Genomic DNA, 13039 nt, shown 5'->3' on the forward strand with positions numbered 1-13039 from the left:
GATCGTACGCAATCGTACAAGCTCTTTCGCTTTGCCGCGGTCTTGCTATCGTTGGCCGGGAGAGATGGGTGGAGGCTTCCGTGGGGCAGATCAAGTCGCCGCTTGGTATGGATACCGACAAAGCCATTCATACCGTCATGGCCGACTACCATTCCGGCGATATTCTCTCGACCACCGTCGTCATAGCCGATTTGCGCAGACGCTTTCCCTGGTTCCGGCAAACCGACGAGGAGCTGGTTGGCTTCATCGTTCGCGCGTTGGACGGTCGGGAGATCGCGGTCAGTTTTGACCACCGCGGCCGTTAGGCGCTAATTTGCGGCAAAAACCAACAGGCCGCGGAGCCTATGCTCCGCGGCCTGGTGCTGTGATCACCGGGCGCTTACTTGCCGCAGTGGTTGTCGTTCAGCGTCGGGGCCATCGTGCCAGGAGCCTTGCCGGTCGCATCGGGCAGAGCCCCCTGCGGGCCTGGCGGGCAATTCCGGTCGGCATTCGAATTCGTCGTTGAGAAATCGCGAATGCTGTTGGTGATGGTCGAATCCGTGCCGCTGTCAGGGCCGCCATTATCCGGGACCACGATCGTCCGCCCGCTGCCGTCGGTAGCGTCTCCGGAGGGATCGCCGACGTTCTGGGCCATCGCTGACGTGGCCAGACCGATCGTAAGCGCGGAAGCTGCGAGAATTTTCGTGAACATGATGCTTCTCCTTTTTACGAGGGTCGTCGCGTTGCGACTAAGAAAACAACCGTTCGGGCGGGCGAAGGTTCCGACAAATTCCCCATGAATTTCAGCATGTTCTCAGGTGTTCAAGGCGGCCGCCATGCCATTCTCTGCAGGCATGCATCTGTGGACTTTTCTGACGGCACGGCCCGGCATTTTGCTTGCCGCATGAGTGTACGCCCTACCGTCCCGCCGGAACAGGAATGCTCCTTGCGAGTTCATACCTTTGTACAATGCGACGCGCTGATGCGAATGGCGGCAGCGCAAACAAGGAGAGCAGACATCATGGGCCTTGGAACCATTCTCATCATCATCTTGGTCCTTGCCTTGCTTGGCGGCTTCAGCGGCTTGGGCGGCGGACCGTTCTATGGCACCGGCTATTACGGTGGTGGCGGCCTCGGCCTGGTGCTGCTTATCGTCATTATCCTGGTCCTGCTTGGGCGCATTTGAGGCATGTCGCGCAAAAGCATGCCCCCGGGCTTGACCCGAGGGTGTGCAGCGGTTTTGTGATAACGACATGCATAAAACAGGAACCTAAAGTGCATCGCATGAGGCCGGTCAAGCGCGACACGCGTTAGTGTCACGCTCGCGACAAAAACGCCTGCCGCCTGGTAATAAGCGCCGGGCGTTTTGTCGTGAAAAGACAAGATTCCAAGTATCCTTGGCAAACCGGGGCCCTGGCCAGAAAGGGCGACTCGGTGCCGAACCTTTCGGCGCCGAGGACGCCACCATAGCAGCAGCTTAGTGTTGGCGATCGGCGGCCAGCGCTTCTTTCAGATCGGCGCTGAGCACACCCTCGTTGAACAGCGACATGATACGGGCTGCCAACCGCTCGCGGACAGGACTGTCGTCCGCAACACCCAACTCGCGGCAGCAGTCGTCGAGCGCTTTTCTCAGCACGCTCAGTTCGGCTGGAGTTGCTGCACCTTGCATCGACATGCCATCCTCCCTTGAAAAGGGCGAAAGCGCGAAGCGTCTTTCTAGCGTCCACTCGCCATGCCTGTGTGGACGACTCCAATTCAATTAGCGCCGCTCTCGTCCAAACTCAATGTACAGAAATTACCAAGCAGACAGTTTGGGAACGACTGTCTCGCACCTGCATTGTTGCTGCGATCCAACCCACCCTCATTTGGATCACTGGGCGTAGCCCACGACGCCCGAATGGAGCCCGTTGCATCCCTCGCGACGGGCTCTTTTGCGCCCGGCGATCTCAATTGTCGTTTTCGTACCAAACCGTCTTTGGTACGTTTCCGACTCTAACTTTCAGTCGGATGTTTTCGTAGGCAAGCGGCAGGAGAACTGCCGTGCATCGATTCATTTTTTTATTTAGTAGGCTCCATACCTTTCAGTGCTTATATAAGCGCTATCGTTCGCAGGTTATACCGGGCGCGGACGGCTGGGAGATAAAAAAGCTCTTGCCCTGTTTTGGGCCCAGCTATGTCTGATCCAGCAACTTCCAATAAGAATCCATATTCCAATAGAAATCCATACAAAAACAAGCTGTTGCGCCGAATGAGCGCCGGCGATTTCGCATCTCTCGAGCCGCACATCGAGCGCTGTTCGCTGGAGTTACGGCAATCGCTCGAAGTGTCCGGATCGCCGATCGAGGCCATCTATTTCCTCGAGGAGGGTATCGGTTCCGTGGTTGCGAAAATGCCGAACGGCAGCGATGCGGAAGTTGGCCTTGTCGGCTTGGAAGGTATGACCGGCTCGGCCCTGATAATGGGCGACGACCGTACGGTCCATGATTGCTATGTGCAGCTGGCGGGAGAAGCCGCCAAGATCGACGCCGAGCCGTTCAAAGCGGCGCTGACACAAAGCCCGACGCTGCGGCTGTTCTTGCTGCGCTACGTGCAATATCTGCATGTACAGACTGGCTTTACCGCGCTGGTCAACGCGCGATCGAAACTTGAAGACCGGCTGGCGCGCTGGCTGCTCATGTGTGACGATCGGGTGGACGGCGGCCGGCTGACGATCACTCACGAATTCCTGTCGATCATGCTTGGCGTAAGGCGCCCGGGTGTCACGGTCGCGCTGCAGCTGCTTGAGGGGCGAGGGCTCATCCGGTCCCGCCGCGGCGAAATTATCATCCGCGACCGCGATGGTCTCGTCGCACTGGCAGATGGCGGCTACGGCTTGGCCGAGGCCGAATACACCCGCCTGTTCGAGCATATCGGCGAGCGCTGACGGCGCTTTCCTGGCCGATTGCTGCCGCAGGTCGAGCCCTTGCGACACCACACGCGGGTCGGAAAAATTTTCAAAGCTCCCGTCGCTTCAGGGAACTTGTTTCCCGTCGGAGGGTTATCGGACGCCTCCACTTTGCGAGGCGGCACCAACCATTCGGGAGAGGATCATGGCGACCACGAAAAAGGCCGCGAAGGCGGCAAGCAAGGGCCTTGAGGATCTGTTCCTCGACGGGCTCAAAGACCTCTACTACGCCGAGAAGAAGATACTGAAAGCGCTGCCCAAAATGGCCAAGGGCGCGGAGTTGGAAGAAGTGACCGCCGCTTTCGAGAAACACCGCATGGAAACCGAAGGACATGTCGACCGCCTCGAGGAGGTGTTCGAGAAATTCGGCAAGCCGGCCCGCGGCAAAACCTGTCCGGCGATTGACGGCATCATCGAAGAGGGCTCGGAAATGCTCGAGGAGTATAATGGTGCTCCCGCGCTCGACGCCGGGCTTGTCGGTGCGGCGCAAGCTGTCGAACATTACGAGATCGCTCGCTACGGCACTTTGATCGCGTGGGCGGAAGAACTTGGCAAGAGCGACGTTGTCGAGCTGCTCAGGGCAACTCTCAAGGAAGAGGTCGCGACCGACGAAGCGCTTTCCAAGCTCGGCGAAAGCGGTGTCAACGAACGCGCAATGCAAGAAGCCGCTTGATTTCAAAACCGCAACCGAGCCTCGGAAATGTTGCCAAGGCTCGGTTGGCCGCGGCGAACCGGTGAATTTTGCATTGGTCCGTCATGAACGATAGAGCGGGCAGCTAGAGCCTTGAAGCGGTGCCTCGGAGCGGACTTACTCGATCTGCTCGAACGTGCATTGCCGGGGCTCCTTGTCCGGCCGCCAGCGCAACAGCTTTGTCCCGTGCCGGAACCGGTCCCCTGTCACATGGTCGAACCGAACCTCGACCACCAGTTCAGGCTTTATCGGTTCCCATTGTCCGCTCCGCTCCGTGCTCCAGCGGCTTGGTCCGCCCGGCGCCTTGCCGGTGAAACCCGGTTTGGCCCGCAGTTTTTCCAGCCGTCTGGTCAATGCTGCCCTGTCGTCCTTGCCGATGGTCGAGGTGAACCCGACATGGTCCAGCCTGCCTTCGTTATTGTAGAGGCCAAGCAGCAGGGATCCGACTTCGTTGCTGCCGGCGAGATAGCGAAAGCCGCCGACCACGCAATCCGCAGTGCGCAGTCGCTTGACCTTGACCATGGCGCGCTCGCCGGGCCGGTATGGCCCGGCTATCAGTTTTGTAACAACACCGTCGGTGGAGCCGTGGCCGGCGCCCTGCAGCCAGCGCTCGGCGGTGGCGGCGTCGTGCGTATATTTGGACAGGTGCAGTTCGGGCCGTGCCGCCGTCGCGACAAAGGCCTCAATCGCCTGCCTCCTGGTGGTGAGAGGCTCTTCGATGATGATCCTGCCGCCGGGTTCGGCCAGCATATCGAACAGGACCAGCCTGGCGGGCGTCTCAAGGCTCAACTTGCGGATCCTGCTTTCGGCGGGATGAAGGCGCATTTGCAGGGCCTCGAACGAGGACGATCCGTCGACCTCGATGACGATCTCGCCGTCGGCAACAAACCGTCGCGAGCGCACATCGCGCAGCACCCCGACGAGCTCGGGAAAATAGCGGCCGAGCGGCTTGCCCGATTTTGCACGCAGATCGACGGCATCGTCGCCCTTGAACACGAGGCAGCGAAACCCGTCCCATTTCGGCTCGTATTGCCAAAGCCCGTCGTCGCCAGGAATTGCATCGGCGGCTTTGGCTTCCATCGGACGAAGGTCGAGCGGCAACGGAAATGCGGTCATGGCTGGCCCGCGCCGCCGCTACGGCATTCGCTACCGCCGTCGGCCATTCCTCTGTGCCCCGCTTTGCTGCCTCGGCGCCTTGCGGCCGGCTTGGTCGGCTGAAGGCGACAGCGGATCGACCTCGCCAGACCCACCGATCTCCTTGGTGATGCGATAGGCCAGATAAGCGACGGCTCCAGCAAGCAGCAAGCGGACCATGACTGCAAATCCTTCGTTGGCGTGAACCCACCAACCCGCAGGCCGAAGGTTTTGTTCCGCCGCTGCCCATCGCCGGGTGAATCGTCGGCGGCGCAACCAAAATCCAGGCGCATCGTTTGTTGCTTATCGACAAAAAGAATTTGCGATGAAGACGCTCTTGCCCTTGTTCGCTTTGACCATGGCGCTATTCCTGGCCAGCAGCGCCTGGCCCGACGGGTGACCGCGATGCTCCTCGTTGTTCCGGTTTGGCAGGACATCGCGGCACGACTGCTTCTGACCGCACTCGCCGGCCTGTTGATAGGCCTCAACCGGGAGGCGCGCGGGCACGCGGCGGGGCTACGCACCACCGTGCTGGTAGGGTTGGCGGCTGCCATCGCAATGGTCCAGGCCAGCATTCTGCTGGGAACCGTTGGCAAGCACCCGGATTCGTTTGCATCGATGGACGTCTTGCGCTTTCCGCTGGGCGTGCTGACCGGGGTCGGCTTTATCGGCGGTGGCGCCATTCTTCGCCGTGGCAGTCTTGTCAGCGGCGTCACCACGGCGGCCACATTGTGGGTGATGACGGCGATCGGATTGGCTTTCGGTGGTGGCCAATACGGCTTGGGCGCGGCCGGCACGGCACTGACGCTGGCCACCTTGCTCGTCCTGAAATGGGTGGATCTTCGAATTTCGCGCGAACACCACGCCCAGTTGGCAGTGACCTGGAAGGCCGCAGCCCGACAGGAACTCGATACGATGATCGGGCCGCTTGGTTACCGGGCACGCCTCGTCGCGATAGAGAGGCGCCCGGATATCAAAGACCCTGTTTTCTCGTTCGAGATCAGTTGGAGGCGGCCGGACACTGGCGCACCGCCAATAGATCTGCTGGAATCGGTGGGCGAGCATTGCGAGATCCAGAAGTTTGATCTCCTCAGCGAACCTGCCCGGTAGCTGGCGGCTTGCAACGATCGCGGCCTGAATCAGGCCATAGCTTCTCCACACCCCTTTCGATACCTATCTGTCGAGGCAGGACTCAAGGAGCAAGCAAAAGACCGTGGCACAGCGATCGGGAAGTGCTGATCTCCCACTTCACGGCGGGCGCGTACCGAAATGGCTTGGCGACCGCATGACGCGGCTTGGCGCGGTCATGTGCGAGGCGATCATCCACCATTACGGCCGCGATGAATTGCTGCGCCGGCTGGCGCATCCGTTCTGGTTCCAGTCTTTTGGCGCCGTGATGGGGATGGACTGGCATTCCTCCGGCATCACCACCAGCGTCGTCGGAGCGTTGAAGCGCGGTCTGTCGCCGCTTTCCGGCGAACTCGGCATCCACGTTTGCGGCGGCCGCGGCGCGCATTCGCGCAAGACCCCGCATGAGCTCGCCCTGATCGGCGAGCGTGTCGGTCTCGACGGGCAAGGCCTCGCGACTGCCAGCCGGCTTGTCGCCAAGGTGGACAGCGCCGCGGTCCAGGACGGTTTCGATCTCTATCTGCACGGCTTTATCGTCACCGACGACGGCAAGTGGGTGGTGGTGCAGCAAGGCATGAACGGCGACAGCAAGGTGGCGCGCCGCTATCACTGGCTGTCCGAGGGCCTGAAGAGCTTTGTCGACCAGCCGCATGCTGCCATCGAGGGCGCCAATCAGGGCGAGATCGTCAACCTGACCGACCGCCGCGCCGAAGCGTCGCGCCAGGGACAACTGGACCTTCTGCACGACCTTGGACCGGATCGCATCGTGAGGGAACTTGCCGCTTTGGAGCGGGGTTCGGCGCCAGCGCCGGACCCGGCACAAAAGCTGCTGCCGCATCTGGTCATGCCGGCGCACCACGATGTGCGCGAAAGTGATGTCGTCATGCGCCGCCTGCACGGCAATATCGCCGCGGCGGCTGAGCGCGGTCCGACGGATTTCGCCGAGCTTCTCCTCGTGCCCAATGTCGGCGCGCGCACGGTGCGGGCGCTGGCGTTGGTCGCCGAAGTCGTGCATGGCGCGCCGTGCCGTTTTTCCGATCCAGGACGCTTCTCGCTGGCGCATGGCGGCAAGGACAGGCACCCGTTCCCTGTGCCGCTGAAAGTCTATGACGAGACGATCGGCGTGCTGAAGTCGGCTGTCCACAAGGCCAGGCTCGGCCGTGACGAAGAGATCGGCGCCTTGCGGCGGCTGGACGACCAGTCGCGGCAGGTCGAGCGCTATGTCACCGGCCCAAGCCTGAAGGAAATCGTCGCCGGGGAGTTCGAGCAATCGCATCTGCTCGGCGGCCGCAGCGCCTTCGGTTGGGAGGGTGTACCCGAAACGGCCGCAGTCAAATCAACGAAGTGATCGGCTCGGATCAAGGCTCCAGGTCGATCAGGGCGACGCCGAGTTCGGGATGATGCCTGCGGCGCAGATGGCCAGGCGTCTCCACCAATGTGACCTCGAGCGTCGGCCGCACGATTCCGTCCAGCAGATGACCACCCCTCGTGGTGCCGTCACTCAATCCAAGGACTGCGTGGACGTGCAGGCTGGGCCTGCCGTCGTCGCCGATGGCAACATCGCCGATCGCGCTCAGCACTTCACACTGTTCTCGAACGGGGATCTTCCGGTAGGTTCTTTCTCCAGGGTCGAACCAGCCGACGGTTGCCCTTTCGAAAGCGCCGAGCGCAGTCAGCGACGCGCCGCCGACGCCACGCTCGACCGCAAACGACGTCAGCTGCGCAAACGCCTCTTCGCCGGGATTAAGCACAACCACAAACGTTCTCTGCCCGGCGCTTTCGGCAACAAGTTGTGATTTCATGATTTCGCTCCAGCCGTCAGGAATTCAAACCCACCACACCAGCAATGCCAGAAAGACGAGACCCACCAGGCCGGCGATGAAAATGATCCGGCGCGCCCGCGTCCGCAGGATGATCTCGCCCTGCCGCGCCTGCTCCGCCGAAAAGACAGGACCATTCTTGTCCGGGTCGCTGCTCATCCATCGTCTCTTTCCGGGGCAATTATTCGGCATTGATTGGATCTGGCGCCCGATAGAACACAATTTCGTTTGGCGGATGAGGTTCCACGGCTGGGCGCCGTTTGCATCTATTCCTTTGGCGCGGTGGCGGGCGCGGTATAGCGGCGGCGCACTGCGTCCAGGATGTGGTTGCGGCTCTCCTGCGCCGAAAGTGTGCCGTCTTTCTCCGCCTCCGCGGTCTCGCGCGCCAGTTCCTTGTCCCTGATCTGGTGGCGAAACCATTCGGAATAGTCGCCGGCGCGCAGATGATGTTCCCAGGTCCTGTCGTCGATGCCCTCGGCGATCTGGGCGAAAATCATCAGATTATGGGCGCGGAGATTCATTGCATTGTCGGGACCGCGGAAATAGAAGCTGCCCTTCTCGTCGAGCTGGCCCTCGGCATATTTGCGGCTGTGGCGCTTGAGCGACTGCCGCGGCTCGATTGGCTCGACCATGGCGGGTTTCTTGTGCGCCTGCGGCCGCCAGAACAGCACGCGCTGGTCTTTTGGAGAGCTCAGATCCTTGTCCTTTGGCGGTTCGGTGCCGGTCTCGCGGCAGAACGTCTTGATGACCTTTTTCGCCTTGGGGCCGAGTGCGATGACGGCGGTGACCAGCCGCAATGCCTCGGTTGAGATCGCGTCCGGATGAACCGTGATCAGGATCGTGCCCGGCAATTCCATCGCCAGCACCATTGGAGTATCGTCGCGCCGCTTCGGCAGGAGGTGATGCGCCTCGTCGATGATCAGCCAGTGCGGTCGTGCCGTACGGAAACGAAGACTGCCGAGGCCCGGCAGCAGGTCGGCAAAGAAGTCCGGCCGCTCGTTGACGCGCAGCGCCAGGCCATTCACGACAAGATTGTTGTCAGGCTTCTCCAGGAGATCGAGCAATTGCGTTTTCGTCGGCGCGTTCGAGCCGTCGCCCAGCCGGACTGCGCCTTCGAGGCCATCGTAGTCGCCTTCCGGATCGAAGATGCAGAACTGGAACTTTCTCTCGACGAAGCGCTCCGTCAGTGCGGTCGCCAGGGTCGATTTGCCGATGCCGGAGCTCCCGGCGATCAGCACCGTATCGGTTGGCGACAGATACACCTCCTTGCCGTCCTCCGAGCCAAGCACAATGCCGTCGCGGCTCGGCACAAGCTCGCGATCGCGCTCCACCACCTTGGCGATCAGTTCCTCGACGCCCTTTCCGCGCGCGCCGCGTGTCACGAGATCCGCCGTTTCCTTGACTGCCGGCAGTGCGTTGTCGACGGCGACGCTGAAGCCGCAGGCGCGCAGGAAGGCGTGGTCGTTTTCGGCGTCGCCGACGCCGACGACGTTGTGCGGCGACAATCTGAGGTCCTGAAGCGCGGCTGTCAGGCCGGTCGCCTTGTTGATGCCGCTGGGCAGGATCATCACCGCGCCCTTGTTGAAGATGATTTCCAGCTCCAGCCCCAATTTCTTGATGACCTCGAGCGCGGTAGCCTGATGCGGTTCCCAGGTTGCGACGATCGAGCGTCCGACCGAAAGCGGTTTGACACCGCGTTTCCTGAGTTTGGCGATGAGCTCGGGGGCGGGCGGCGGAGATATCGTCCGCTCCTCCTCGCTGGCCGGCGTGTAGATCAACGCGCCGTTTTCGGCGACGACCTTGTCGAAGATCGCGACTTCGGGAAAGACGCGTTTGAGGTCGGGCAGCTCGCGCCCGGTGACGAGAATGAGTTTGCGGCCGCTCTTCTTGAAGCGTTCAAGCGCCGCAAGCGTCTTCTCGGCAACGATCCCCTCATGCGCCAGCGTGCCGTCATAGTCAGTGGCCAGGGCAATGAAATACATGCCGTCAGTAGCCGCCCACGATCGGCAATATCTCGCCGGTGATATAGCTCGAGCAGTGCGGCGAGGCGAGGAACACGTAGGCCGGCGCGATCTCCTCCGGCTGGGCGGGCCGTTTCATCGGCGTATCGGCGCCAAATTTCGAAACATCGCCGGCTTCCTTGTCCGAGGGGTTGAGCGGCGTCCAAACCGGCCCCGGCGCCACGGCGTTGACCCTTATGCCCTTGTCGACAAGGTTGCCCGAGAGCGCGCGGGTGAAGGCATGAATGCCGCCCTTGGTCATGGAGTAGTCGACCAGTTGCTTCGAGCCCTCGATGCCGGTCACTGAACCGGTATTGATGATTGCCGAACCGGGCTTCATGTGCGGTACCGCTTCCTGCGCCATGTGGAAATAGCCGTAGAGGTTGGTCTTCAGCGTCGTGTCGAAATGCTCCTCGGTCAGCTCGCTGAAATCGCTGGAGTGGATCTGGAAAGCGGCGTTGTTGACCAGCACGTCGATGCGCCCAAACTCCTGCACGATCTCAGCCACCGCGTTGTGGCAGTGGTCGCGTTCGCTGACATCGGCCTTGATCAGGATGCAGCGCCGGCCTTCGGCTTCGACGGCCCTTTTGGTCTCTTCGGCGTCCTTGTCCTCCGAGAGATAGACGATCGCCACATCGGCGCCTTCACGCGCATAGAGCACGGCCACCGCACGGCCGATGCCTGAATCGCCGCCGGTAATGACGGCCACTTTGCCGTCGAGCTTTTTCGATCCGATATAAAATGGCGCATCATAAAGCGGCGCCGGCTCGATCGCCCATTCATGCCCCGGCTTGGGCTGGTGCTGCTCGGGGAAGGGCGGCTCGGGATATTTGCGGGCGCCGGCCTGCATAGCGCCTTTTTGCTTGCCATTGGATTTGGACTTGTCCTTCTCGTCGATACGGCGCTGGATATGCCGCTGCTTGGCGGCCTCGCCGGCGATTTCCGATTTCATCTGCATGGTCATCTCCCTGGCTTGAAACCCAACAACGCATGTCCGGCGAAAAGGTTTATGCCATGGCGTCATTCCTTCAGTCCGGAGCGGATCGTGCGAAGTCTGAGCCACGGCAACCCGCTGCAGTACGAACCCGCTGAAAATGCCCAGGAGATTGCGGCGTCCTCAGCGGCGCATTTGTTCGGCCCGCCCTGAATCACAGATTGTTCTGCAGTGTCGCCCGACCGCTGGCTTCAGCCGTTCTATTCATGTCGCTGCCCTTGCCATTGAGTTGCCTGGCCTCGTCCTCGGCTGCGTCTTCGAGCTTGGCGACGAGCAGATCCTTGAGGTCGCCAACCTCTTCCTCGATGTCTTCGATGGGTACCCCGGCGTTGGCCGCCTCTTGCTTGCATTCCTTGGCGAGGATTTCCGCCTCCTTTTCAAGCCTGATCGGAGGCGGCGGCACATGAACGTTTTCGTGAATCCAGTCCTGCAAGAATTCTATCGCATTAGCACTCATGGTGCTCACCTGTAACGGCAAACTGTAGTGTCATTAACGTACGTGCTGCAAAATGGATGCTTGGCAACGCCGAATTTCAAACAGCGATACTTAACGATAGCGTGATCGCCAAAGAGCTAGAGCTTTGCAGTCAAGCGAAATCATTTGGCGTCGCAGAATGTCGCTAACCAGACATTTGGGGCGGGGTGTAATTTGCAGGCATCCCGCCCTAAGACGCGTTGCGCCGTCGCGCCGGTGTTGCGCGGTTCGGGTCGCCTGACGGCCGAACATCGTCACCTGCGGCAGATCGTGTCGGCCGCTCAGCGACACGGTCGGCGCGCATTTTGCGTTTATGCGCCATCCAGAACGGCAAGAGCTCAGCAAGAAAACTGTATAGCGTGGTCTTCATCGGCATGCTCCGGACCGGATTACAACTCGTGATCCCGCATTTCCGTTCCGACAAAGAGTCGCGTTCCGACAAATCCGTCGCTTCTACAATTGCGATTCGATCGGCAGGCACCCAACCAGCGCTGCAACGATGCGCCGATAGAGACTGGCCTCCGGTTCACGCGAATATTGCCGCATCTCGCCATCCGCCAAGCCGAGCCACCGCAAGGCGCCTTTGTCCAGGACCAGCTGGTAGCTCGTCTGCGGTGACTTTTCGTGCTCGAACAGCCGGCGCAACTCCATCACCAGATTGATATCGTGGAAAAGCACGCCCATTTCCGCATTCAACGACACCGAACGCGGATCGAAATTGAAGGAACCGACAAACCCCAGCGTGTCGTCGACCGTAAAGGCCTTGGTATGCAGGCTGGCTCCCTTTGAGCCGAAAACGGAGATGTTGGCCTGGCGGTCGAAGGGCTGCAATTCGAAAAGCTGGATACCTTTTTTAAGCAGCTTGCGGCGGTATTTGGCATAGGCGCCGTGCACGGCGGCGACGTCCGTCGCGGCGAGCGAGTTGGTCAGGATTGCAACCTCGGCGCCACGGTCCACCAACTTCGACAGGATGGCCAACCCGGTGCGGCTGGGGATGAAATAGGGCGAGACAATTTCGAGGCGCTGCCTGGTCGCCGCGATAGCGGGAAGCAGCTCCTTTGTCAGCCAATTCCTGCGCCTCTTGCCGCGCACCTTTTCCGGCGGATCGGAAATGACGCGAACGCCTTTCGTCCAGCAGACGTCGCTGTGCGCTACAATGAACTCCGTGATCGTGCGCCAGGCACGGAGGCTGTTCAAAAGCTGGCCGTCCGCGGTCGCATCGAGATTGTCGAGGAAATCGGCGCGCGAGCCCGCTGTAGCCGGGTTGAGCAGTTCGATAGGCTTTGCCGCCTCGCAACTCCAGAACGCCTCGAAGATCTGCATCGTCTGCCCTACGGCAGGACCGAGAAGCAACAGGTCGAGATCGCGAAAATTCGTCTCCGCAGCGTCGAAATAGGCATCGCCGATGTTCCTTCCGCCGACGATGGCCAGGCTCCCGTCGGCGATCCAGGCCTTGTTGTGCATGCGGCGGGTCATCGCAAACAGCCGGGCGACCATCTCCAGCGAGCGAAAGATGCTGCCGTTCCTCATGCCGCTGGGGTTGAACAGCCTCAGCTCGATGTTCTTGTAGCTGTTGAGCGCCAGGTAAGCGGCGTCGCTGTTGCGCGGATTGATGTCGTCCAGCAGCATGCGGACGCGAACACCGCGCTCCGCCGCCTTGACGACCTCCTGCATCAGCAGCCGGCCGCTATGGTCGTCGTGCCAGAGATAGTACATCAGGTCGAGGCTGCTGGTGGCACTGCGCGCCGCAAGGATTCGCGCGGCAAACGCGTCATAATTGTCGGCGATCAGCAGCAACCCGCTATTGCCGGCCGCGATCTTGTCCCGGGCAAACCGCGAAATGGCTGTATCCATGAAGTGCACCGACAAACATC

General features: G+C 61.1%; 16 protein-coding genes. 6 read left to right on the top strand and 10 right to left on the bottom strand.

All coding sequences use genetic code 11. The features are described from left to right. Positions 1–68 precede the first annotated feature (68 nt). Entirely contained in the window at positions 69–305 is a 237-nt protein-coding gene (locus tag NKJ17_RS00225; protein WP_352686251.1) for a hypothetical protein, read from the top strand. 74 nt (positions 306–379) lie between these two features. Here NKJ17_RS00225 and NKJ17_RS00230 read toward each other — a convergent pair whose 3' ends face one another. Next, complete coding sequence (locus NKJ17_RS00230) at positions 380–691, bottom strand: hypothetical protein (protein ID WP_352507056.1); 312 nt, start codon at positions 689–691, stop codon at positions 380–382. Between the two features lie 309 nt (positions 692–1000). On the opposite strand from NKJ17_RS00230, the gene NKJ17_RS00235 reads away from it, so the two are divergent. Next, entirely contained in the window at positions 1001–1165 is a 165-nt protein-coding gene (locus NKJ17_RS00235; RefSeq protein WP_023677107.1) for a DUF3309 family protein, read from the top strand. A 291-nt stretch (positions 1166–1456) separates the two neighbouring features. Here the strand turns inward: NKJ17_RS00235 and NKJ17_RS00240 are convergent, their stop codons facing one another. Continuing rightward, positions 1457–1654, bottom strand: coding sequence for a hypothetical protein (locus tag NKJ17_RS00240; protein ID WP_254815757.1), 198 nt, complete (start codon positions 1652–1654; stop codon positions 1457–1459). Positions 1655–2152: 498 nt separating this feature from the next. On the opposite strand from NKJ17_RS00240, the gene NKJ17_RS00245 reads away from it, so the two are divergent. Together NKJ17_RS00245 and NKJ17_RS00250 are read left to right on the top strand one after the other, a co-directional pair. Next, entirely contained in the window at positions 2153–2902 is a 750-nt protein-coding gene (locus tag NKJ17_RS00245; RefSeq protein WP_502896173.1) for a Crp/Fnr family transcriptional regulator, read from the top strand. Positions 2903–3068: 166 nt separating this feature from the next. After that, on the top strand, positions 3069–3596 hold the full coding sequence (locus tag NKJ17_RS00250; protein ID WP_352686254.1) for a YciE/YciF ferroxidase family protein: 528 nt from the start codon (positions 3069–3071) through the stop codon (positions 3594–3596). Positions 3597–3731: 135 nt separating this feature from the next. Here the strand turns inward: NKJ17_RS00250 and NKJ17_RS00255 are convergent, their stop codons facing one another. Both NKJ17_RS00255 and NKJ17_RS00260 read right to left on the bottom strand, forming a co-directional pair. Beyond that, entirely contained in the window at positions 3732–4730 is a 999-nt protein-coding gene (locus tag NKJ17_RS00255) for an ATP-dependent DNA ligase (RefSeq protein WP_352507054.1), read from the bottom strand. Between the two features lie 30 nt (positions 4731–4760). Then, a complete protein-coding gene (locus tag NKJ17_RS00260; protein WP_352507053.1) occupies positions 4761–4928 on the bottom strand; it encodes a hypothetical protein in 168 nt (55 codons plus the stop codon). A 225-nt stretch (positions 4929–5153) separates the two neighbouring features. Here NKJ17_RS00260 and NKJ17_RS00265 point away from each other — a divergent pair, with 225 nt between their 5' ends. Both NKJ17_RS00265 and NKJ17_RS00270 read left to right on the top strand, forming a co-directional pair. Then, the gene (locus NKJ17_RS00265; RefSeq protein ID WP_352476927.1) at positions 5154–5858 is read left to right on the top strand and encodes an MgtC/SapB family protein; all 705 of its coding nucleotides are present in this window, start codon (positions 5154–5156) and stop codon (positions 5856–5858) included. Between the two features lie 103 nt (positions 5859–5961). Then, entirely contained in the window at positions 5962–7224 is a 1263-nt protein-coding gene (locus tag NKJ17_RS00270; RefSeq protein WP_352507052.1) for a DUF763 domain-containing protein, read from the top strand. Positions 7225–7234: 10 nt separating this feature from the next. Here the strand turns inward: NKJ17_RS00270 and NKJ17_RS00275 are convergent, their stop codons facing one another. From NKJ17_RS00275 to NKJ17_RS00300, 6 genes are all read right to left on the bottom strand, one after another. After that, positions 7235–7678, bottom strand: coding sequence for a PPC domain-containing DNA-binding protein (locus tag NKJ17_RS00275; RefSeq protein WP_352686259.1), 444 nt, complete (start codon positions 7676–7678; stop codon positions 7235–7237). Positions 7679–7702: 24 nt separating this feature from the next. Next, positions 7703–7855 (bottom strand): peptide ABC transporter permease, encoded by a 153-nt coding sequence (locus tag NKJ17_RS00280; RefSeq protein WP_254815765.1) that lies wholly within the window; start codon positions 7853–7855, stop codon positions 7703–7705. A gap of 107 nt (positions 7856–7962) precedes the next feature. Next, entirely contained in the window at positions 7963–9678 is a 1716-nt protein-coding gene (locus NKJ17_RS00285; protein WP_352686262.1) for an HAD family hydrolase, read from the bottom strand. 4 nt (positions 9679–9682) lie between these two features. Continuing rightward, a complete protein-coding gene (locus NKJ17_RS00290; RefSeq protein ID WP_254815767.1) occupies positions 9683–10654 on the bottom strand; it encodes an SDR family oxidoreductase in 972 nt (323 codons plus the stop codon). 190 nt (positions 10655–10844) lie between these two features. After that, complete coding sequence (locus NKJ17_RS00295; RefSeq protein WP_352507049.1) at positions 10845–11147, bottom strand: hypothetical protein; 303 nt, start codon at positions 11145–11147, stop codon at positions 10845–10847. 471 nt (positions 11148–11618) lie between these two features. After that, complete coding sequence (locus NKJ17_RS00300) at positions 11619–13019, bottom strand: phospholipase D family protein (protein WP_352507048.1); 1401 nt, start codon at positions 13017–13019, stop codon at positions 11619–11621. Positions 13020–13039: the final 20 nt, after the last annotated feature.

It is taken from the genome of Mesorhizobium sp. M0208, assembly GCF_040322015.1.
Lineage (GTDB): Bacteria > Pseudomonadota > Alphaproteobacteria > Rhizobiales > Rhizobiaceae > Mesorhizobium.